The sequence below is a fragment of the Syntrophomonas wolfei subsp. methylbutyratica genome (assembly GCF_001570625.1).
Lineage (GTDB): Bacteria > Bacillota > Syntrophomonadia > Syntrophomonadales > Syntrophomonadaceae > Syntrophomonas > Syntrophomonas methylbutyratica.
Genome location: NZ_BBQT01000001.1, coordinates 280,074 through 302,753, shown reverse-complemented (window position 1 = coordinate 302,753; position 22,680 = coordinate 280,074). Strand labels below are relative to the sequence as shown.

The following is a 22,680-nucleotide window of genomic DNA, read 5'->3' as shown; positions in this document are numbered from 1 at the left end:
AATTTTCTTGCTCTTCCCCCCGCTATATGATATTTTTTAGGGTGAACCCTCATGAAAAATAGAGTTTACATAGGACTAGGTTCAAATTGCGGCTTCAAACAAGAGAATTTGGCTATTGCCAGGAACAAGATTACTGAATTGGAAGGAACCAGGATTATTAAGAGTTCCTCCCTTTATTTAACCGCTCCCTGGGGCCGCACCGAGCAGGATGATTTTATAAATCAGGTAATAGAAATCGAAACGGCTTTGGAGCCGCTGGCTTTGTTGCAGGATTTGCAAAAAATTGAAATTAAAATGGGCCGCCAGCGTCAGGAAAAATGGGGCCCTCGGATAATAGACCTGGATATCCTTTTATTTGGAGATGAGGTGCTGGATTTTCCGGAATTGAAAGTCCCTCACCCACTCATGCGGCAGCGTTTGTTTGTACTGGTTCCTTTGCAGGAAGTAAATGCGGAACTCATCTTTCCTGATGACGGAGCCAAAATCAAGGAGGTGTTGATTAGAGTCTTAGCCCGGGAAGGAAACAAGAAAATCAAGAGAGTATGAGGTTCTCCCACCAGAAATCCCGGTTATGGCAGCCTCGCTGGTATCACTCTGTGAACAAGACGACAAGCTGTTTGCCGGAAGACTGATATGATTTCTCCTGTACCCAAAAGGGGGTTTAATTGATGAGAGAAAAGATAGGTATTATTGGGGCGGGAGTGGTAGGAACCGCTGTTGGGGTGGTACTCAAAAACAAGGGCTATGAGATTACGGGTGTGCAGGATATTAAATCCGAATCTACACAACAGCTTGTGGAACGGATCGGCTGTACCGCTTACCCATCACCTCAAGATGTTTCTCACTCGGCGGATATAATCTTTGTTACAACCTCCGATACGGCTATTGCCAGTGTGGTAGGGCAGATTGCCGATAAAAGGGCTTTTCGCCCCGGGCAAATCATTTTGCACATGAGTGGGGCTCAATCTTCGCAGATTCTGGACCAGGCCAAGGAATTCGGTGCCCTGGTCTTGTCCGTGCATCCCCTGCAAGCTTTTGCCAGTATCGACCGGGCTATAGAGATACTGCCCGGTTCAGTTTTCAGCATTGAAGGGGATGAGGAAGCTTATGCCCTGGGGGGCCGTATAGTAGAGGCCCTGGAAGGGGAATATTTTTTCATTGACCGGAGAGCCAAGCCTTTATACCATGCCGGTGCCTGTGTGGTATCCAATTACCTGGTTACCATTATCGATTTTGGAATTAAACTTCTGGAAGCAACGGGAATACCCCGGAACATGGCGGCCAAGGCTTTGTTGCCCCTTATATCCGGTACGGTTAAAAATATTGAAAATATTGGTATACCCAAAGCCCTGACCGGCCCCATTGCTCGAGGCGATTTGGCTACGGTAGTGGACCATCTGCATTGTATGGAAGAAATGGCACCGGAGCTGATGAAACTGTATAGCTGGTTAGGTTTTTATACCGCCTCGATTGCCCGGGGAAAAGGCAGCATCGATGAAAAGTCCTTGGAAGAGTTCCAGAAGCTTTTCCTCCGTGAACTGGCCCGGATAGAATCGGCCAGCTAGTTTCTTCTTTTCATTAAGGACGGTTTTGCTCCCTCTGGAGGCAGGGGGAACGCCGGCAGTGTTTGTAGATCTCCGGTTCTAAAGGAGGTTAGAAATATGGCAAGAGTAACGGTTTCAGTTTTAAAGGATAAAAAGAAACGCAAGGAAAAAATAAGCATGCTCACTGCTTATGACTATTCCCTGGCGGGAATGGTGGATGAAGCCGGTATCGACATGATACTGGTAGGCGACTCTCTGGGCAATGTGGTATTGGGTTATGATAACACCCTGGCCGTTACCATGGATGATATGATTCACCACAGCAAAACGGTGGTGAGGGCCAGCAAGAACGCCATGGTGGTAGGAGACATGCCTTTTCTTTCCTACCACATATCGAAAAAGGAAGCTGTGCGCAACGCCGGCAGGTTCGTACAGGAAGCCGGCTGTCAGGCGGTAAAGCTGGAAGGCGGCAGTGAAAGAGTGGATACAGTTAAAGCCATACTGGACGCTCAGATTCCGGTTATGGGACACATCGGCCTGACCCCGCAATCGGTGCACCAGTTTGGCGGCTTTAAAGTACAGGGCAAAGATCTGGAAACCGCCAAAAAGCTGGTGGAAGATGCTAGAGCCCTGGACCAGGCTGGAGTCTATTGCATCGTTTTAGAATGCGTTCCCAGCGAACTGGCCCGCCGGGTTACGGAAGAAATATCCGTGCCCACCATCGGCATCGGTGCCGGGCCATATTGCGATGGGCAGGTTCTGGTGATTAACGATATGCTGGGGATGTTCAAGGGATTTATCCCCAAGTTCGTCCGGAAATTTGCCAACCTGGAACCATTGATAATGGAAGCCTTGAAAAGCTATAAAGCCGAAGTGGAAGCCGGGACCTTCCCGGCGGAAGAACACTGCTTCACCATCAAAGAAGAAGTTTTGGATAGACTCTACTAAGCTCTCGGGAGCGATTATTTAACTAATCCCCATGGTCGGGGGCCGCAACTACCGATGAAAAGTGAGTTGGGGGGAAGGGGTGTCAAAGGGACGGTCCTTTTGACACCGCAACCCCTACACCTTACCCCTCACTTTTCTTATTAATATTGATGAGGAAAAGGCTATGCAATTATTTGAGAATATAACAAAAATGCAAGAATGGGCCCGGGAACAAAAGAAACAGGGCCAAAGCATCGCTTTGGTTCCTACCATGGGTTATCTTCACGAGGGCCACCTGGCCCTCGTGAAGGAGGCTCGGCGGCAGTGTGATAAAGTAGTGGTCAGCATTTTTGTCAACCCCATCCAATTTGGGGCAGGCGAAGATTTTGAGCAATACCCGCGTGATCTGGAGCAGGACAGCGCTCTCCTGGAAAAAGAAAGAGTAGATGCACTATTCAGCCCCGGTATCCGGGATATGTATCCCGGCAGCTTTCAGACTTTCGTAGAAGCATATGGTGAAATAACCGAGAAAATGTGCGGAGCTTCGCGCCCGGGACATTTCAAAGGAGTTACCACCGTAGTAAGCAAATTATTCAATATCTGTCAGCCTGACCGGGCCTATTTCGGGCAGAAAGATGCCCAGCAATTGATGATTGTGGAAAAAATGGTGCGGGAATTGAATTTCCCCCTGGAGATTATCCGGGTGCCTATCGTAAGGGAAAAAGATGGGCTGGCCATGAGTTCCCGCAATGTCTATCTGAGTCCCGAAGAAAGGGCAGAAGCCCTGGTATTGTACCGGGCGCTGAAAATGGCGGAAGAAGAGATTAAAAACGGGGAAAGAGAGATTGGGATAATCCGGCAGAAAATGGAGGAAATGATTGAGGCCTGTCCCCGGGCTGCAATCGACTACATTGCAATTAATAATGCCAATGATTTGTCGGAACTGCAAACTTGCACCGGTAAGGTTTTGATAGCCCTGGCGGTAAAGTTTGGCAAGACCAGGTTGATTGACAACCTTATTGTGGAGGTGTAACTGGTGCTGCGGCATATGCTCAAATCAAAAATTCATCGCGCGGTTGTAACGGATGCTAATCTGAATTATGTGGGCAGTATTACCATTGACAGGGATTTGATGGATGCTGCCGACATTCTGGAGAATGAAAAAGTGACCATAGTAAATAATAACAACGGCGCGCGTTTTGACACCTATGTTATCGAAGGTGAACGGGGATCAAAAGTAATCTGTTTGAACGGAGCAGCCTCTCGCCTGGTACAAGAAGGGGATGTAGTAATCATTCTTACCTATACCGTACTTCAGGATGAAGAGTGCCACAACCACAAACCCAGACTGGTTTTTATGGACGGAAATAATAACATCAAAGAACTTGGCTAGCCAGCGTTTTTATGGTTTAGATAATAGGAGGCTTAGACTATGCTAGCAGAGTTGGAGCAGTATGTGCTGCGCCGAAAAAAGGAGATTAACGCAGTCATCCTGGCTCATTTTTATCAGTTGCCCGAAATACAGGATATAGCTGATTTCGTTGGTGATTCGCTGCAATTGGCTATACAGGCCGCTTCTACCCAGGCCCAGGTAATAGTTTTTTGTGGCGTTAACTTCATGGCCGAAAGTGCCAAGATACTGAATCCGGATAAAACGGTTCTCCTGCCCGATATCCGAGCTGGATGTCCCATGGCGGACATGGTCGGAGCAGAGGCCTTGCGCAAAAAGAAAGCCGAATACCCCGGCGCGGTAGTCGTCTGTTATGTCAACTCCAGCGCCGAGGTTAAGGCGGAGAGTGATATTTGTTGTACCTCATCCAATGCCCTTAATGTAGTGCGCTCTATCCCGGAAGATAGGACGGTAATTTTTGTACCGGATAAGAACCTGGGAGCATACATCCAAAGCCAGACCGGGCGGGAGATGATGCTTTGGGAAGGATACTGCCCCATTCATCATGCTCTGAGCTGGGCGGAGGTGGAAAAACAAAAAGAGCTGCACCCCCAGGCCCAGGTTGTGGTACATCCCGAATGCCCTCCTGAGGTAACCCGGAGGGCGGATGCCGTACGTTCCACCGCCGGCATTCTGGAATATCTACGCTCCAGCAATGGGGCGGAATTCATCATTGGAACCGAGGAAGGTTTTCTCTATACCCTGCAGAAGAATTGCCCAGGGAAAAAACTCTACCTGGCCCGGGAAAGCTTTCACTGCCCGGATATGAAGTATATTACCCTGGAGAAACTGGCCGGCTCCCTGGAAAGAATGGAGCAGCAGGTGGAAGTACCCCCGGAAATAAGCCGCCGAGCTCGCCGCAGCCTGGAGCGCATGATAGAGATTAAAGGGTGAAAAGTGAGGGGTAAGGAGCGAGGGGCAGGAAAACTCGCTTCTTATTATTAACCTGATAACCTTGCTGCACCCTGAAAAAGGCAATGGCAGATTAAATAAACGATCAGGTGAATTATGATAATTACACGCTACATAGGGGTTTTGCATAAGGACACCCCGGTAGAGACTACCGATTTCCTCATAGTTGGCGGAGGCATAGCCGGGCTTTTTACCGCTTTGAAAGCCTCCCAGTATGGGAAAGTTATCGTATTGACAAAAAAAACCATAGAAGACTCCAATACCGGACTGGCTCAAGGGGGAATTGCCGCTGCTGTGCACGAAGAGGATTCCCCTTTTTTGCATCTGGAGGATACTCTGGAAGCAGGAGCCGGTCTCTGCAATATTGAGGCCGTTGATCTTCTGGTGCGGGAAGGACCGGAGCGAGTAAGGGAATTAATCCAGGCGGGGGCCAGCTTCGACATGAAGGACGGCAATGTAGCCCTTACCCGGGAAGGAGCCCACAGCAAAGCCCGCATCCTGCATGCCGCCGATACCACCGGGGAGGCCATCCGCGTAGCCCTGGTCAAAAAATGTGAAGAAAGCAGCGATATAAGGATAATCGAAGACCAGTTCCTGGTGGATATTCTAGGGCACGACCAGCGCAAGGAATGCTATGGTGCCCTGGTTTATGACGCCAAAACCCGGCAGCAGCTGGCTTATCTCGCCAAAGCCACCATAATCGCTACTGGCGGGGCCGGGCAGCTCTATCGTTACACCACCAATCCCAGCGTAGCTACCGCTGATGGCATGGCCGCCGCCTACCGCGCCGGTTGCCGGCTCAGCGATATGGAATTTATCCAGTTTCACCCTACAGTACTTTTCAGCTACAGCAACCAGCGATTTCTCATCTCCGAAGCGGTTAGAGGAGAAGGAGGCCTGCTTTACAATCATAAAGGAGAGCGTTTTATGCCCGCTTACCATTCCCTGGCTGAGCTGGCCCCCCGCGATATCGTATCCCGGGCCATTGTAAATGAGATGAATTGCAGCGGCAGCGAATATGTCTACCTGGACATGAGCGGCATCAAGCAGGTGGAAAAACGCTTCCCCAATATCTACCGTACCTGTCGGGAAAGCGGCATTGACATCACCCGGGAGCAGGTACCCGTTTCCCCCGCCGCCCACTATATCATGGGAGGAATTGAAACCGGCACTTATGGAGAAACCGGAGTTTATGCCCTTTATTCCTGCGGTGAAGCCGCCTGTACCGGAGTACACGGCGCCAACCGCCTGGCCAGTAATTCCTTGCTCGAAGGCATAGTATTTGGACAGCGCATAGTGGATCGTGCCGAAGAAATCATGTATCGCCGCCGTATCAGCATTGATGAAGTATTCCGCCACTTTGACCAGAGTTGGGTTTACTCTCCGCAAGAGCAGAGAATAGACCCCCCGGAAGCTAAAAATCGCCTGCAGTCAATTATGTGGGAAAAGGTGGGTATAATAAGGGATGAGGAAGGGCTAAAGGTCGCCAACCGGGAACTCGAAGCAATCTACAGCCATATAGCCCAGGGGGAAGATCCCTTCACCTATTATGAAATAGTCAACATGCTAACCGTAGCCCGCATCATAGTACAAGCAGCCCTGTGGCGCCAGGAAAGCCGCGGCGGGCATTTCCGCTCCGACCACCCCGCCCGTGACGAACTCCGCTGGCTCAAACACCTCTCCTTCATCAACTGCTAGCGGTGCCAGGCACTTAAGTTGTTAAGTTATTGACAGGCAGGGGAACGGTTCTTTTGCCGTCGGTCTGCCAAGGGGACGGTTCTTGTGGCTGGTAAAGTAGCCGCTATAATGGGAAGACACAAGCATTGCTGAAAAGCGAGTTAGTAGGCGCTTGAACAGTAAGATGTAGTAAGAAAAGTCATCGGTCATCGGGAGAGGAATGGGGTTATTTCATACCCCAGTTTATTGTATAAGCGCATACTACCCCACTTTTCATCGGTGGATGTGGCCCTTGGACATGGTTAGTAAGAAAAGCGAGGAGTTACGGTGTCAAAAGGACCGTCCCTTTGACACCCCCTTGACATGATTCGGAGGATGAAAATGAACGATTGGATGGTAAAAGAAATAATAAAAAGAGCCCTGGTAGAAGACCTGGGGAACGGGGATATAACCACCCGGAACCTGATAGCGGAAACGCAAGAAGGGCAAGGTCTGTTTTTGGCCAAAGCCAGTGGAATTGTAGCCGGCTTGGAGGTTTCTGCCGCAGTTTTTAGCTGCCTGGAACCGGCGGCGCGATTTACCGCCTTTAACCACGATGGAGATGAAATCAAGCCCGGGGATAGGATTGCCCGAGTTGAGGGGAAAATGAGCACCCTGCTCAGTGGAGAAAGAGTAGCCCTGAATTTTCTGCAACGGCTTTCCGGGATAGCCAGCAAAACCCGTAATATGGTAGGAAGCATAAAATACCAGCATGCAGTTCTGGTCGACACCCGCAAAACCACCCCCGGTCTGCGCTTGCTGGAAAAGTATGCCGTTAGGGTAGGAGGGGCGAAGAACCATCGCTTTGGCCTTTATGACGGAGTAATGATAAAAGACAACCATATCCAGGCGGTTGGAGGAATACAAAAAGCCGTATCCACCCTCCGGCAAAAGGTTCCCCACACCCTGAAGATTGAAGTGGAAGTGGAGAACCTGCAGCAATTGCAGGAAGCCCTGGAAGCCCGGGCCGACATAATATTACTGGACAACATGGATTCCGAAAGCATGAGAAAAGCGGTGGAAATAGTAAACGGCCAGGCTCTCCTGGAAGCCTCCGGTGGCGTCAATGAAGAAAACATTGTTGAAATAGCCAAAACCGGAGTCGACTTCATTTCCTGCGGGGCCCTTACCCATTCCGCCCCCAGCCTCGACATCAGCTTCAAAATACTATAGGGCAGTATGCTTTTCTTCCCTGACTTGTTAACCACATGTTATAATAGAGGTTAACAACTTTGGGAGAGTGATGGGATGAGGATATCTACCCGGGAAATGGTTCTGGCGGCGATGTTTACCGCCCTGCTCTGTGTTCTTACCATACTGGTGAGGGCTTTCCAGCCAGTGATGGTGATGCCTTTCAGCCTGCAGCCACTGGTAATGCTCCTGGCTGCCCTGCTGCTTTCGCCCTTGGCCGCATCTTTGAGTATGCTGGCTTATCTTCTTCTGGGGCTCATTGGCCTGCCGGTTTTTTCCGTACCCCCTTATGGCGGCCCGGCCTATGTTTTGCTACCCAGCTTCGGTTTTTTGCTGGGATTTCCGCTGGCTGCCTACCTGCAATCCTGGTTTTTACGCCATGTTTTGGGAAAGCAGCATTATCATAATGCCATCACTGGCGGCAAAGCGTCCATTTTATTAAAATTTTCCCTTTCCGGTTTATTAGGAATAATCATTTATTACCTGCTTGGTTTGCCTTATATGTATTTGATATTAAATTTCTACCTGGGACATACTGTAAATGTTGGACAAATAATTAAACTGGGTTTTCTCCCCTTTGTTTTCTTCGACTTAATAAAAATTGCCATAGCCGCCATAATTGCCGAGCAATTTTGCAGGAGAATGGAAACTTAGAGAGAAGAAATTAGAAGAAATATAGCTTGCGGATTCCGCTGTTTTGTGGATTAAGAAACAAAAAAAACCGGCCCTGGTTTGAAATTGGAGGGAATATGCCTTGATACTGGTCTTTGATGTGGGCAATACCAATACAGTAATCGGTGTTTATGATAGGGAGAAGCTTTTAAACCACTGGAGGATTAGAACCAATCCCCAGCGTACCTGTGACGAATACGGAATATTGCTGCGCTCCCTGTTGGAAAACGATAAATTAAATCTAAAGGATATAAAATCGGTGGTTATTTCCTCGGTTGTTCCTACATTGATGATGGAACTGGAGTGGATGAGCCGTAAATTTTTTGCCTGCCGCCCTCTGGTTATCGGCCCGGGAGTTAAGAGCGGCCTGGCTATAAAATATGAGAATCCCAGAGAAGTAGGGGCTGACCGGGTGGTAAATGCGGTGGCCGCCTATGACAAGTATGGGGGGCCTCTGATAATCGTAGACTTTGGCACTGCCACCACCTTTTGCGTAGTAAGCGCGAAAGGAGAGTATTTGGGCGGAGCCATTGCCCCCGGGATAATAATATCCACTGAAGCCCTGGTCTCCAAAGCCGCCAAACTGCCGCGAGTGGAGCTGCAACGGCCCCGCAGCCTGATCGGCAAAAATACCGTCAGCAGCATGCAGGCCGGGATAATGTATGGCTTTGTAGGACAGGTGGAGGGGATTATAACCCGGATGAAAACGGAAATCGAAACTACACCCCAGGTGATTGCCACCGGCGGCCTGGCCGCGGTAATCGCCCGTGAGACCGATGTGATAGATACAGTTGACGAGTTCCTCACATTGGATGGATTGCGGTTGATCTACGAAATGAACCGCTAAATGCCAAATAATTTATTTCTTATTTAAGGAGAAGTCAGTGTTTTTTATTGGTAAACAGAAGATTGAGAACCGCGTCTGTGCTGCTCCGATGGCCGGAGTTAGCGACAAGGCCTATCGCATTCTGGCGCGAGACTTTGGCTGTGGGCTGGTCTGCAGTGAAATGGTAAGTGACAAAGGCCTGGTTTACGGTCAGGGGCGAACCAGCAAAATAGCCGATAGCAGTGGAGAAGAACGGCCGGTGGCCGTACAGATTTTTGGCTCCGAAGCAGAAAGCATGGCCGTTGCTGCCCGGATAGCAGAAGAGATGGGAGCAGATATTATTGATATCAATATGGGCTGTCCTACCCCCAAGATCGTAAAAAACGGGGAAGGGGCAGCCTTGATGCTGGATATAGCCAAAAGCCGGGCCATAGTCCGGGAAGTACTGCGAGTGGTAAAAGTTCCTGTAAGCGTTAAGATGCGCAAGGGCTGGGATGAAAACAGCATTAATTGCCTGGAGCTGGCCCAGGCGCTAGAAGAAGAGGGAGTTGCTGCTGTTTGCCTTCATCCCCGCAGCCGCCAGCAATTCTTTTCCGGATTGGCTGACTGGAATTTAATAAAAGAGATGAAGAAGGAGCTTAAGATACCAGTAATCGGCAACGGCGACATCTGGTCGGCTGATGATGCCCGGCGGATGATTGATTTCACCGGCTGTGATGCGGTAATGATTGGCCGGGCCGCCCTGGGAAACCCTTTCATTTTCCGGGAAACGCTGGAGCTCTTGGAATATAACCGCCGGTTACCCCCACCCAGCCGCGAAGAAAAGCTGCAAACTGCCACCAGGCATCTAGATCTTGTCTGCCAATTTAAAAGCGAAGCAGTAGCCGTCCGGGAAATGCGCAAACACTTTGCCTGGTATATCAAGGGACTCCCTGGAGCCACCCGTGTTCGCCAGGAGATAAACCACGCCGCATCCCGTGATGAACTGCTCTTTGCCCTCAATTCCCTGTTGTGAAGCCTATCTCCTCATTCCCCTTAATCGGGTCCCTCAGCATTAGCGCTTGATTCCTGTTTTGTGCTGGTGGTAAAATAATACTATCAATGTTGTGAACAATATTGTGCTCAGAAAAGCCAGGGACAATTCTTCCGAGATAGGGGGAGCCAGGGGGCCGTTTCATTTGTCTCATGGGATGCAAACCAAGAAGACCAGCCATAAGAACCGTCCCTTTGCCTGGCAACCTGTCCCTGATCAGAAGAACTGTCCCCATGATAACGTCGATTTAGAGAACCATCCCCACATCCCCATAATAGAAGGAGAAGTTTATGGAAACATTTCGTATTCAGGATAAGATTATAAGCTGGCAGAAGATTGAGAATATTTTGCGCAAAGCTCTGCAAATGAGGGCCCGGGGTCTGTCACAGCAAGAAACGGCCGATCGCCTGGCGATCGATCGTACCTTTATATCCCGTCTCGAAGGCATTGGTGAAATTCGCAAAGGGCAATCCATAGCCTGTATCGGTTTTCCCCTGCAAAATAAACAGGAAGTTCAGGATATTCTGGAAAAAGAAGGGGTAGACTTTATATTATTGATGAGTGAAAAAGAAAGGCTGGATTTTGTCAACCAGCGCAGCGGCAAGGAACTGTTGAACGAGTTGATGGATCTGACCGCCCGCGTCCGGGGCTACGAAATAGTAATAGGAATTGGCTCCGATGAACGACTGAAGCTCATTGAAGGTGTTTTGGACGGGCAGTTTATCGGGGTGGAAATAGGTGCCTCCCCCATAACTGAAGACAAGTGGGTGGACCCGCAGGAAATTAGGAAAATCCTGCGCTCTATCAGAGCTGCCCGCTAGCAGAAAAGTCATCGGTCATCACTTGTCGGGAGAAGGGAGACGAAGGGCGGAAGACGGAACGGCACAAAAGAACCGTCCCCTTGTGTTTCTGGGGAAGCAGCCAAGAAAAAAAGGAGGCAGGTACTTGAAACGTATTGTCAGTGTCAGCCTGGGTTCATCGCGCCGCGATCACTCCTTTGAAACGGAATTTATGGGAGTGAAATTTTACATAGAACGTATCGGAACTGACGGAGACTGGAATCGCGCTATCGATCTCATAAGGGAACTGGATGGCAAGGTGGATGCCTTCGGCATGGGGGGTATCGACCTCTATGTATACATAGCTGGTAAGCGTTATGTAATAAAAGACGCCCGCCGCTTAATGAATGAAGCCCGGAAAACCCCGATGCTGGACGGCAGCGGCTTGAAGAATACCCTGGAGCGCAAATGTATCATGGATATCCAGCGGGATGGAATCATGGATCTTAAGGGGAAACGGGTCTTGATGGTCTGTGCCGTGGATCGCTTTGGCATGGCGGAAGCTTTTGAGGAAATCGGAGCGCGCCTGACCCTGGGCGATTTTATTTACACCGTAGGTGTGCCCATCCCCATGCATTCGCTGCGAACCCTGCGAATATTGGGAAGTGTCGCGGCTCCCTTTATTGTTAACATGCCTTTTGACAAGCTTTATCCCACCGGCAAGGAGCAGGATGTCATAATTCCCAAGCATTCAAAATATTATTATCTAGCTGATGTTTTAGCCGGCGACTTCCTTTATATCCGCCGTTACCTGCCGGAGAAACTCAACGGGCAGGTGATAATAACCAACACCACCACCCGTGAGGATATGCAGATGTTAAAAAAACGGGGCATCAGCAAAGTTATTACCACCACCCCGGACATGGGCGGGCGCTCTTTTGGCACCAATGTTATAGAGGCCATAATGGTTACATTGATGGGGCGTCCCATCGATAAAATTTCTCCGGCCGATTATTTTTCCATGCTGCAGGAGCTAAACCTGAAGCCAGGGGTGGTGAATCTGGAGGAATTCAGTGCTTGACCTGGACTTTGCCTTTTTTAATTTAAGAAAGCAGGACCGGCGGGGGCTAATCTACCGGAAATCCATATTGGACAGGCTGGCCCCCCTATTTTTTTCCCCCCGGGTGGAAAAACTGATTCACCTTGACGGTCTTAATTCTCGGGGCTGCAATATTTTGCTTCCCCTGGGGCCGGGCAACCTCCGCTTGCTGGATGCGGAAAAGCAGGAAAACATAAGCCAGCGCTCAACGGAGATATTGGAAGATTACCAGTTGCCGGCCATGGCCGTAGATCGCTTGCACAAGGAACAGCTGCGCCTCCTTTTTCCCTCCCTCCCCCTGGTTTTTGGGGATAATTTCATCAAAGCCCTGGCCAGTGTTTTTGTCCGGAAAATCCATTCCCGGCGAGGGATAAGAAAACTGATTATTACCGGGGAAACCGAGTATTTTCCCGAATTTATAGCGGAAACAGCCGCCCTGGGTGTACCGGTGTCCCTGCAAAGCACCCATCCTTCACGCGATGAGATTCTGGCCTATCACCTGCTCTACGAAAAAGGGCAGGCGGTAAGCACCAGTTACCTGAACCCGGAAAAATGGGAAAGGGGAGAACTGGTCTTGATGTTTGACCCGGATATGCGCCAGATGGCAATCAGCTCGCCCCGGGCTTTTTGTATCAAGTTCAGCGATCAGGTAAAAGGCCTCTCCAGAGAGATGGAGAATCATTTGGCCGGCAATGGCATTGACCCTGCTTTGCATAACCTGGCCCCGATACTGGAGATATCTTTGCTGGCAAAAGCAGGATTTTTTGGTCCCAATGCCGAACAGGATAATGCCAGGGAGGAAGAAGGCCGGAAATTTCTGCTTCTGCAGGAATTGGGAAATCAGACCGGCTTATGGGAGCTCTTCCTTGACAAGGCAATATGAGCTCTTTATAATACCATAAAGGAAAAGCGGCCTTTATAACGAGGTGAAAAATGTCCCCCGCTTCTTTAAGCGGCCGGGTTCCTATTAACAAAACAGGCGGTGGGGTTTAATCCCACGCCTCGTTGCAGCGCTGTGTTGAAACTGCTCCGCAGTTTCTTCCAATGCTTAAATGCGAGCGAGCCCCGTCTCGCTTTTATGAATTTATTATGGATAGGAGCGAATTAGATGGCGGAGGAAAAAGAGGTAGTTCTCACCAAAGAAGGCCTGGAGAAGCTGGAAAATGAACTGGAGCACCTCAAATCGGTGAGAAGAGAAGAGGTTGCAGAGCGGATTAAACAGGCCATTGCCTTTGGAGATATAACGGAGAATTCAGAATATGAAGATGCCAAAAATGAACAAGCCTTTATCGAAGGACGCATAATAAGCCTGGAAAAAACCTTGAAAAAAGCCCGTTTGATGGAAGATGAGGACATACGCACCGATGTGGTTTCCCTGGGGTCACGCATCACCCTCAAAGAGATGAAATCAGGTCGTGAGGTTACGGTCACCCTGGTATCTTCCGTTGAGTCCAAGCTCAAAGACGGGAAAATTTCAGATGAATCACCGGTAGGCAAAGCCATTATGGGTAAGAAAGTTAAATCCACCGTATCGGTAGAAGCACCCGCCGGAACTATTAAATACAAGATTATGAAAGTTGAAAAGTAGTGGGAATGGTCGTCGGTCATCAGGGGACGGAAGACGGAAATCGGAAGACGGAATGGTCACCAGATGCCGGTGATTAGAAGGGGTATTCCCAAATACATTTTATTATACCAAGCGCATACTAATCCACTTTTCATCAATGGTTGTGACGCAGACCCGGTACTCAGAAGCGATAATTTGTAATAAACTTGGCGGATTACTGGCTGAGTGCCGACCACAGTAACTTTAATAGCAACCAAAGGGAACGAGTATGTCAACAACCCCGTCCCCTTGTCACAAATAATTAAGCTTGCGGACATGGAGGGTTAAAAAGAATTTGAGGAAGTGTTTTAATGTCGGAATCCGAATTAAATATTAACGAGCTAAAGAAGGTACGGCTCGAGAAACTGGCTGAACTAAAGGAAATGGGAATTGAGCCCTTTGGCCGGAGATTTGAACGCGACTCTATGGCTCAGAATATAAAGGAAACCTTCTCCGAATGGGAAGGGAAGACTATAGCCATTGCCGGACGGATAATGTCCAAACGAAGACATGGCAAGGCCGGTTTTGCCAATTTGGCCGATTTATCCGGCAGCATTCAGCTCTATTTTCGCCAGGATGATTTAGGCCCGGAAAAGTACGAACTATATAAAAAGCTGGATATAGGCGATATTCTAGGAATCCAGGGCGAAGTTTTTCGCACCCAGAAGGGAGAAATAAGCATCCATGTGAGGAATCTTTACTACCTCTCCAAATCCCTTACCCCTCTGCCGGAAAAATGGCATGGCCTGAAGGATGTGGAACTCCGCTACCGCCAGCGTTATGTGGACCTAATCGTAAATCCTGAGGTTAAGGAAGTTTTCGTTAAGCGCAGCCGCATAATCAAAGAAATGAGGAACTACCTGGATGACAGGGGATTCCTGGAAGTGGAGACCCCCATGATGCAGCCCATACCCGGCGGCGCTACCGCCCGGCCCTTTATAACCCACCACAACGCCCTGGACATGGAGCTTTACCTGCGCATAGCCCCGGAGCTCTATCTCAAGCGCCTGATAGTGGGCGGGCTGGAAAAGGTCTATGAAATAAATCGCAACTTCCGCAATGAAGGCATATCCACCCGCCATAATCCCGAGTTTACCATGTTGGAGATCTACCAGGCCTATGGTGATTATGAAGTGATGATGCAGCTTTGCGAGGATTTGATTTCCGCGGTGATGTTTAAGGTAAATGGCAGCATGCAAATAGATTTTGAAGGGCAGCAGCTCGATTTCACCCCCCCCTGGCGGCGCGTGACCATGCTGGATGCTATCAAGGAAGCCACCGGACTGGATTTCTCCCTTATTAAGGGCGATGAAGATGCCCGCCAAGCCGCCCGGCAGCTGGGTCTGGAGGTCAAAGAAGGTGCTTCCCGGGGAGAGCTGATTAACGAAATTTTTGAGCAATTTGTGGAGGACAAGCTCATTCAGCCCACCTTTGTCTACGGGCATCCGGTGGAAGTATCGCCCCTGGCCAAGAGAAACCTGAAAACCCCCGAATTTACCGACCGCTTTGAGCTCTTTATCATGCAGCGGGAAATAGCCAATGCCTTTTCCGAGTTGAACGACCCCATAGACCAGAAGGAACGCTTTATCAAGCAGGTAGAGAAGAGGGCTGGCGGCGATGCTGAGGCCCACATGATGGATGAAGACTACATAAACGCCCTGGAATATGGTATGCCTCCGGCGGGAGGAATGGGCATAGGAATAGACCGCCTGGTGATGCTGATGACCGACTCACCCTCCATCAGAGACGTCATCCTTTTCCCCACTCTCCGCCCGCGCATTAATGAGCCGTAAGGGGTAAGCTAGAAAAATGAGGAGTGAGGGGTAAGGGGTTAATTTATTTTCTATTACATCTTACTATTACAGCACCTACTAACTCACTTTTCATCGATGGTTGGGCTGCTACTTCAATAACTTAACAACTTAAGTGCCTGGCACCGTTAACTTGGATGTGAAAGAAGATTGTTATTCAATTCCTACGAGTTTATTTTCTTGTTCCTGCCCCTCACTATTCTGGGGTATTTTTTTCTTAACCACCGCGGGTGGAAAGGAGCGGCCAAAGCCTGGCTGGTTCTGGCTTCACTCTTTTTCTACAGCTGGTGGAATGTGATTTACCTGCCCCTGATTCTCTTTTCCATGCTTTTTAACTACATCATTGGCTCCAGCCTGTCAAAGCTCAGCAGCAGCATGAATCCCACCCGGCACCTTTTGCTCGTTGCCGGCATCAGCGGAGACCTGGTTCTTCTGGGCTATTTCAAATATGCCGACTTTTTTATCGGCAACATTAATTTGCTCTTTTCCGCCCATTTTTCCCTCTTGCGCTTGACTCTGCCCCTGGCGATAAGTTTTTTTACCTTTCAGCAGATCGCCTACCTGGTAGACGCTTACCAGGCCAAGGCGCAGGAATATGACTGGCTGAACTATGCCCTATTTGTCAGCTTTTTCCCTCATCTCATTGCCGGTCCCATTGTTCACCACCGGGAAATGATGCCCCAATTTGCTTCCCCGGAAAACAAGTCCTGGAATTATGAAAATGTCTCCCGTGGTCTTTTTCTCTTTTTCACCGGTCTGTTTAAAAAAGTTATAATCGCCGATACCCTGGCCGGCTGGGCCAGCTTCGGCTTTGATCAGGCCAGCAGCTTAAGCCTCCTGGAAGCCTGGATAGTTTCCCTATCCTATACCTTCCAGATCTACTTCGACTTCAGCGGCTATAGCGATATGGCCCTGGGCGCCGCCTTGATGTTCAATATCCGCCTGCCCATAAATTTCAACTCACCTTATAAAGCCCGAAACATCCAGGAATTCTGGCGCCGCTGGCACATGACCCTGAGCCGTTTCCTGCGCAACTATCTCTATATCCCTTTGGGGGGGAATCGCCATGGCGAAAGCAAACTCTACCGCAACCTCATAATTACCTTTTTACTCGGCGGCCTCTGGCATGGGGCTGCCTGGACCTTTGTTTTCTGGGGATTTTTGCACGGGCTGGCCCTGGTTATCCACCGCCTCTGGCAGAAGACCGGGCTGCGGATGAACCAGGTTCTGGCCTGGCTCTTATGTTTTAACTTTGTCAACTTCAGCTGGGTATTCTTCCGCGCAGAAAGCTGGTCCGAGGCCCTGAAAGTCATAAAAGGCATGCTGGGTTTCAGCGGCATCGTACTGCCGGCCGGACTGGCCGGAAAACTCGGTTTTCTCGCCCCCGCCGGGGTGCTTTTCGGCGAATTTACCCTGCAAAACCCGGCCCGTGCCGCCCTGTTGCTGGCAATAAGTCTGGCCCTGGTTCTGTTTTGGCGCAATTCCATGGAATTAGAAAAGGACTTCACCCCGGGACTGCGCCAGGCCGTCTGGGTGGGAGCCATGGCCCTGGCCGCCATATTAAGCCTTACCGGCGTCAGCGAGTTCCTCTATTTTAATTTTTAAAAGTACTTAATGCTTAATTTTATTGATGATTAAGAAACCGGGTAAAGTATTTACTGCTAATATGATTCTTGACTTCCTATTCCAACAACAGTTAAACTGTAATTACAGCCTAAATGTTTGGAGGTAATACCATGTCAACAGTTATTCAACAAGTGCAGAAGCGGATGCTGGTTAGCCTGGCCCAGGTAGCACGAAACTTAAATATACATGAAGGGGATCATGTATTGTTGGAAGAAAGGGATGGGGGCATCTTTATTTCCCCGGTGGGTTGGCATGAAAAGAACCAGGAATACTTCTGGAGCGAAGAGTGGCAAAATATGATGAAAAAGAGTGCTGAAGATCTTGCCCAGGGGAGAGTGCAGCACTTCCAGGATATCAAATCGCTCATGGAAAAGCTGGGTGGGGAAGAGGATGATAATGCCTGAGATAATATTAACCGATACTTTTTTAGAAGGGTTCCGGAAATTATCCCCATCTGAACAGAAGCAAGCTCGTAAGGCCATCCGCCTCCTGAACGAAAATCCTCGTCATCCTTCGCTGCAAGTGCATATTATTAAAGGGACAGATTTCTGGGAGGTATATGTAAATATGGATGTTAGGATGATTTACCTGCCGGAATCCAATGTGTATACTTTGATGGCTATAGGGCATCACGATATTCTTAAGAATTATTGAGGGCTTGCCAAGGGGACGGCCTGCAAACAATCCCGTCCCCCTGTCAGTCCCCCTGTCAGATTCTATCGGAGGATGTAGTTTCTAAATGATATCATATAAGAAATGGCTCTTGGTGACCTTAAGCCTAATACTGCTGCCCTTAATAGCCATTGCCGGCTTCAATTTCTATATTGATCCCCTGTGGAACTTCGGGCATGCCCACCACTACAACCGGATTCAGGCCTCTTTTGACGAGCGGCAGCAAAAAACCAACCGGGTAACTTTTGGCTCTTTCGATTACGACAGCCTGATTCTAGGCAGCAGCCGCACCACCTATATCAGCCAGTATGACTTTCCCGGCTGCAAGGCCTACAACTACTCGGTCAGCAATATGTTGCTGGATGAATACTACGACTATGTAGAATATGCCAAAGCCCGGAAGGGCCAGGAATTCGAACTTATCATCATCGGCCTCGACTTTTACGCCAGCAACCAGAACCTTAAGCGGGAATTCCATGAGCCCTCCCTCTATATTGAGCAGGCCAATGAGTTTGGCTACCGCTACAAGACCCTCTTGTCTCGGGATGTCCTGCGCTACTCCTGGCAGAATTTCCAGGCTTCTCGCCAGGGCCAGCCGCAGAATTTTGCTTATGACCGCCGCAATATAAAGACCCTGAACCTGGTACCCGCCGGCGAAAAGCAAAAAAAAATAGATGCCACGGTGGACAAATACCGCCGGGACATCTATGCCAATTATCACTATGTCGATGTGAAAGGGATTCTAAGTCACTTGAAGGAAAGCAACCCCCATACCCGCTTTATCGTCTTTACCACCCCTATCTCCCAGCCTCTTTATGAGTTAATGCTGGAAGAGGGTCTCTATCCCTATTACCAGCGCTGGCTTTCGAACTGTGTAGAGGTTTTCGGCGAAGTTTACAATTTCATGGGTCCTAATTCCATTACTACCGACCTTGACAACTATTATGATGCCAGCCATGTTTATCCCCATATCGGCACCCTCATCGCCCACCGGGTGATGAATAGCTCCGACCCCCGGATACCAGAAGACTTCGGGGTACTTATTAAGAAATAACCCCGCAGCGCCGCAGAATCCACTCCAGTATCCCTATCCCCAGCAGGGCCAGCAGGGCAAAAAACACCCCCACCAAGAGGCCCGCCAGAGTGCGGTTGGCGGAAATCGTCACCGCCGTAAAGACATGGCAGAAGCTGTTGACCATGGAGATACTGCCCATGACCACCCCGAAGCCCAAAACCAGCAAAATTACTTCCTCTTTATAACGATGGTAAAGATAAACCAGGGCAAATAGTGAGGGATAGCCGATAATGATCTCCTTAAAACGCGGGCGGGCCAGGAAAACGCTTTCCAGAACCTCGCGGAACCTTAATTCCAACGAAGAGACTGCGATTTGCGGGTTGTTTCCGCTCCTCCCCAAATAATAGTAGAGAGCCAGAACGGCTACACCCAGGGTGAAAAGCACCAGGTAGTTAGGATTCATCCGCAAGAACCCCATAACTTTCTCCTTGAAACCCTCCTCCCCGGCAAAACAAGCGAAATAATTCACCACGAAGAGCAATAAGGGCATGATAAAAGCCAGTTTCACCCCGCTGAAAACCTTTACATTCATTATATAGCGGATATCGGCCAGGCTGCTGACTACGGTGAGCATCCCCAGGGCATTAACCCCGAGGATGATGGCCAGTCCCGCCAAAAGCTTGGATGCCAGTGCCTGCTCCCGGTGATTCCGCAGGTATATGAGCAGCAACAAACTGGAAAGGGAGGGGTAGAGTATGGCCGCAGCCAGGGCATAGACTTTAGCCAGGTCCATTCCCACCACCAGATTGCAGAGAAGACATCCCGCTATCCCCAGTCCCAGCAACAAAATAATGAAGCGGCGTCCCGGGCGGAACAGATAGAAAAGGTAGAGTGTCCCCGCCAGCAACAGGCTCATAGATAGGGCTAACTGCTGCCAGGGACCCGGTTGTTCACTGGAAAGATGCGGCAAGGGCTGGTCAATGGTAAAGCCTTTCCCTTGAATAGCAGCATGGAAGCGCTCGATTACTTCCTGGGTATTGTTGATATTCTCCGAATAGCTTACTTTTCGGTCCTTGAACGGTGAAACATAAAGAATCCGTATCCCCCGGTCCACTACCGCCCGCACCCAGCGGTAATAGCGCTCATCCGTTGTCTGTACAAACTCATCGTTAGTTGTCGAATAAAGCCGGTTGATGGGATAGGCAGCAGCCACCATCAATTCATCCAGGCCCTTTTGTTCCACATACTTTAGTTGCACCGGAGTTTCGATAATCCCGATAATAAGTCCATATTTCTTGACCAAATCCTCCATGACCTCTAGCCGGTCCGGAGCCCCGCTGACCTCATTGCCGAAGACCAGGTATTTTACATCATATTTGCCAACCAGTTCTTCGTATTCCTGCAGGTAGGCATCATTGGAACCCATGCTGTTGTCCGGGCGCAGTACGATATTAAAGCCCCCGGCTTTCAGCCGGTCCAGCACCCTATCGTCAAAGCCCAGGCGGGCATCGACTTCTACAAATTCATTGGCTGGTTTTTTGGGGTCTTTGGGCTTATCCAGGGGAAGCAGTTCCGCATTTATGATAAAATAGCTCTGCCCGTCGGCCTTGAAACTAAGCAGTTCTTCGGGCTGAAAACGGCTGGCTAGTTGCTTCTGCAGAAATCTAATTGTATCAGGCCGGTCACTGCAGAGCACCAGCTTGTCCGGGCTTATAACTTGCTCCCCCACGGCCCGGCGGGCCGCCGCTTCCAGCTCCGGGGCATAGTTGCGGTTGAAAGCCATAAACTCGCCCCAGGGGGATAGATAAATCTCCCCGCTGTAAGCCAGGTCGCGCAAAGAGGTCTCCTTGATTCCCACATGAGTGACTCCGCTTTCTTTAAGCTGTTTTAGCACTTCATCCAGTTCCATATCAGCCGCATCCGCAGTTTTCCAGAACTCCCGGTAGTCGATAACCGTAATAACCGCCCGGTTCTGATTTTCATTGGAAACCCGCAGCCATAAGCCGCCCCCTGCCAGCAGCAGGGTCAGCAACAAGAAAAACCATCCGCTAATCAGCCATCTATTCCTCATCAACTTTACCTCCTATTTGCGTTACTTCCAAGGGGACAGTCCCTTTGTGCCCTATCGTGGTGATATGCCTTTATTGGGAGGACACAAAAGAAACGTCCCTTGTGTCCCCACATTAATATTTGTTGGCTTGTATAAATATACCGCCGCCAACGCTCGCTTTGTATATTTGTGCAAGCCTTATACAAGAAAAGGGGGTTTTACAGTGAAGATTTATTTCAAAAGCAAATCCTTCCGCAAGCCCATTACCCAGGCGGCTCCCAGGTAAGCCCCCGCACTAAGCAACAGAGGCAGCAGGAAGGCATAGACCGGCCCTCCCGGGAAGAAGCATTTACTGGCATAGACTACTCCCAGCATCGCTCCCGCCGGAACGGAGAGCTTGCCGGCGAAGAGCAGGAAATCCCGGCCCACAAAGCTGCCAACTTCTTGCCGCACCATAAAACTCATTATAACACCATAAAGCAAGAGGCAAAACGAGGTAGATAGGCTTATCCCCGCTATCCCGGCCTGCCGGAACAAGAGGAAATCCAGCAACAGATTTATGAGCAGGCAGAGCAAACTCGCTTTCATAGGAATATGAAACTTCTTCAAGGCATAGAATACCCGGTTGAAGATCTCCTGGCAGGCATAACCCACCACCGCCAGGCTGTATAATAGAAAGGCCAGCGAAGTCATGGCCGTGGATTTACTGGTAAAAGCCCCCCGCTCGTAGACCAGGGTGATAATTTCCCGATTATAGGCTACAACCAGCAGCAGATAGGGGAGCAGGATGAAAAGCAGTACCTTGAAAACCGCGGCCAGCGTTTCCCGCATACGCTCATAATCCAATTGCAGGCAGTACTCGGACAGCCGCGGGAAAACCACGATGGACATGGCCACGATAAAAATACTGGTAGCGGTGATAAAAAGATTACTGCCAAAGGCCAGCGCGGCCGTAGTACCTTCGGAGAGGTGAGTGGCGAAGGAGCGGTCAATTATTAAACAAAGCTGTAAAAGAGAGTTTCCCAGCAATATAGGAAGCAAATTCTTATACAGGTTGATGATTTTTTCATTTTTGAATTCAATTTTTCCTAAAAAGCGATATTTTTCTTTTACCAGCACTGGAACCTGGATAAGAAACTGCAGGAACCAGCCCGCCGTAGTCACATAGCCCAATATGATGATGTCCGCTCCCCGCAGCAGAAGCGCCCCGATTATCAGGAGATTAAAAGGAATGCTGATAACCGCCGAGAGCATGAAATAGCCGTGAACCTGCAAGACTCCAGTGGTCAGGTAGGTCAGGCTGACAAAGAGCAGGGTAGGCATCATGATACGGGTCAAAAAGGTGGCGATTCCGGTCACTTCCCCACTCAGGCCGGGGGCAATTAATTGCGTAAGCGCCGGTGCGAAAATGATGCCCAGAAGCGCAATCAAACTGCCCCAAATGGTGATTTGCGCATAGAGACTGGCTATGTAGCGGTTGCGTTCCTCTCGGCTGCGGCTTTTCACGAAATAAGTCAAATCCGGAATATTGACTGACGATAAGGCCATACCGATGCTGGAAAAGAGCAGGCTGGGAAAACTGAAAATCACCTGAAAGGCATCGGTCAATATGGTGGTGCCAAAAACCGAGGCAAAGACAATATCCCGGGCGAAGCCCAGCAGCTTGGAAAAAAATATTAATATCGAAACCCCTATAAAGTTTTTACCCGTTTTGTTCTCCTTATTTCTCACTTGTTCCTTCCAATCCTTCG

General features: G+C 49.6%; 22 protein-coding genes. 20 read left to right on the top strand and 2 right to left on the bottom strand.

Going from position 1 to position 22,680, the window contains the following annotated elements:
* Nucleotides 1-51: 51 nt before the first annotated feature.
* The 20 genes from folK to AWB54_RS01215 all read left to right on the top strand — a co-directional run bounded on the left by folK (nt 52) and on the right by AWB54_RS01215 (nt 18,918).
* Entirely contained in the window at nt 52-546 is a 495-nt protein-coding gene (gene folK, locus AWB54_RS01315; RefSeq protein WP_061212838.1) for a 2-amino-4-hydroxy-6-hydroxymethyldihydropteridine diphosphokinase, read from the top strand.
* Between the two features lie 122 nt (nt 547-668).
* Complete coding sequence (locus tag AWB54_RS01310) at nt 669-1,565, top strand: Rossmann-like and DUF2520 domain-containing protein (RefSeq protein ID WP_061212837.1); 897 nt, start codon at nt 669-671, stop codon at nt 1,563-1,565.
* A gap of 96 nt (nt 1,566-1,661) precedes the next feature.
* Nucleotides 1,662-2,492 carry a 3-methyl-2-oxobutanoate hydroxymethyltransferase gene (gene panB, locus AWB54_RS01305; RefSeq protein ID WP_061212836.1) on the top strand — a complete coding sequence of 277 codons (831 nt, stop codon included), beginning with the start codon at nt 1,662-1,664 and terminating at the stop codon, nt 2,490-2,492.
* Between the two features lie 163 nt (nt 2,493-2,655).
* Entirely contained in the window at nt 2,656-3,504 is an 849-nt protein-coding gene (gene panC / locus AWB54_RS01300) for a pantoate--beta-alanine ligase (protein WP_061212835.1), read from the top strand.
* A gap of 3 nt (nt 3,505-3,507) precedes the next feature.
* Nucleotides 3,508-3,864, top strand: coding sequence for an aspartate 1-decarboxylase (gene panD / locus AWB54_RS01295; RefSeq protein ID WP_061212834.1), 357 nt, complete (start codon nt 3,508-3,510; stop codon nt 3,862-3,864).
* A 39-nt stretch (nt 3,865-3,903) separates the two neighbouring features.
* Nucleotides 3,904-4,815 carry a quinolinate synthase NadA gene (nadA, locus tag AWB54_RS01290; RefSeq protein WP_061212833.1) on the top strand — a complete coding sequence of 304 codons (912 nt, stop codon included), beginning with the start codon at nt 3,904-3,906 and terminating at the stop codon, nt 4,813-4,815.
* A 114-nt stretch (nt 4,816-4,929) separates the two neighbouring features.
* Nucleotides 4,930-6,531, top strand: coding sequence for an L-aspartate oxidase (nadB, locus tag AWB54_RS01285; RefSeq protein ID WP_061212832.1), 1,602 nt, complete (start codon nt 4,930-4,932; stop codon nt 6,529-6,531).
* 354 nt (nt 6,532-6,885) lie between these two features.
* Complete coding sequence (gene nadC / locus AWB54_RS01280) at nt 6,886-7,722, top strand: carboxylating nicotinate-nucleotide diphosphorylase (RefSeq protein WP_061212831.1); 837 nt, start codon at nt 6,886-6,888, stop codon at nt 7,720-7,722.
* A 75-nt stretch (nt 7,723-7,797) separates the two neighbouring features.
* Complete coding sequence (locus AWB54_RS01275) at nt 7,798-8,394, top strand: biotin transporter BioY (RefSeq protein ID WP_061212830.1); 597 nt, start codon at nt 7,798-7,800, stop codon at nt 8,392-8,394.
* A gap of 100 nt (nt 8,395-8,494) precedes the next feature.
* Entirely contained in the window at nt 8,495-9,259 is a 765-nt protein-coding gene (locus AWB54_RS01270; protein ID WP_061212829.1) for a type III pantothenate kinase, read from the top strand.
* Between the two features lie 37 nt (nt 9,260-9,296).
* Entirely contained in the window at nt 9,297-10,253 is a 957-nt protein-coding gene (gene dusB / locus AWB54_RS01265; protein WP_082735939.1) for a tRNA dihydrouridine synthase DusB, read from the top strand.
* A gap of 308 nt (nt 10,254-10,561) precedes the next feature.
* Nucleotides 10,562-11,092: a hypothetical protein gene (locus AWB54_RS01255; RefSeq protein WP_061212827.1), complete on the top strand. Its 531-nt coding sequence runs from the start codon at nt 10,562-10,564 to the stop codon at nt 11,090-11,092.
* 124 nt (nt 11,093-11,216) lie between these two features.
* Nucleotides 11,217-12,131: a hypothetical protein gene (locus AWB54_RS01250; protein WP_061212826.1), complete on the top strand. Its 915-nt coding sequence runs from the start codon at nt 11,217-11,219 to the stop codon at nt 12,129-12,131.
* Complete coding sequence (locus tag AWB54_RS01245) at nt 12,124-13,032, top strand: hypothetical protein (RefSeq protein ID WP_061212825.1); 909 nt, start codon at nt 12,124-12,126, stop codon at nt 13,030-13,032. Before AWB54_RS01250 ends, AWB54_RS01245 begins: the two co-directional genes overlap by 8 nt.
* A gap of 225 nt (nt 13,033-13,257) precedes the next feature.
* A complete protein-coding gene (gene greA / locus AWB54_RS01240; protein WP_061212824.1) occupies nt 13,258-13,737 on the top strand; it encodes a transcription elongation factor GreA in 480 nt (159 codons plus the stop codon).
* Nucleotides 13,738-14,066: 329 nt separating this feature from the next.
* On the top strand, nt 14,067-15,548 hold the full coding sequence (gene lysS, locus AWB54_RS01235) for a lysine--tRNA ligase (RefSeq protein ID WP_061212823.1): 1,482 nt from the start codon (nt 14,067-14,069) through the stop codon (nt 15,546-15,548).
* Between the two features lie 168 nt (nt 15,549-15,716).
* Nucleotides 15,717-17,171 (top strand): MBOAT family O-acyltransferase, encoded by a 1,455-nt coding sequence (locus tag AWB54_RS01230; protein WP_061212822.1) that lies wholly within the window; start codon nt 15,717-15,719, stop codon nt 17,169-17,171.
* 131 nt (nt 17,172-17,302) lie between these two features.
* Complete coding sequence (locus AWB54_RS01225) at nt 17,303-17,596, top strand: AbrB/MazE/SpoVT family DNA-binding domain-containing protein (protein ID WP_061212821.1); 294 nt, start codon at nt 17,303-17,305, stop codon at nt 17,594-17,596.
* Nucleotides 17,589-17,846 (top strand): type II toxin-antitoxin system RelE/ParE family toxin, encoded by a 258-nt coding sequence (locus AWB54_RS01220; RefSeq protein ID WP_061212912.1) that lies wholly within the window; start codon nt 17,589-17,591, stop codon nt 17,844-17,846. The genes AWB54_RS01225 and AWB54_RS01220 overlap by 8 nt, the downstream gene beginning before the upstream one ends.
* 85 nt (nt 17,847-17,931) lie before the next feature.
* Nucleotides 17,932-18,918, top strand: a complete 987-nt coding sequence (locus AWB54_RS01215) for a hypothetical protein (RefSeq protein ID WP_061212820.1) — start codon at nt 17,932-17,934, stop codon at nt 18,916-18,918.
* Here AWB54_RS01215 and AWB54_RS01210 read toward each other — a convergent pair.
* Both AWB54_RS01210 and murJ read right to left on the bottom strand, forming a co-directional pair.
* Entirely contained in the window at nt 18,908-20,950 is a 2,043-nt protein-coding gene (locus tag AWB54_RS01210) for a DUF5693 family protein (RefSeq protein WP_061212819.1), read from the bottom strand. The genes AWB54_RS01215 and AWB54_RS01210 overlap by 11 nt on opposite strands.
* Before the next feature lie 210 nt (nt 20,951-21,160).
* Nucleotides 21,161-22,660, bottom strand: coding sequence for a murein biosynthesis integral membrane protein MurJ (murJ, locus tag AWB54_RS01205; RefSeq protein WP_061212818.1), 1,500 nt, complete (start codon nt 22,658-22,660; stop codon nt 21,161-21,163).
* Between the last annotated feature and the right edge of the window lie 20 nt (nt 22,661-22,680).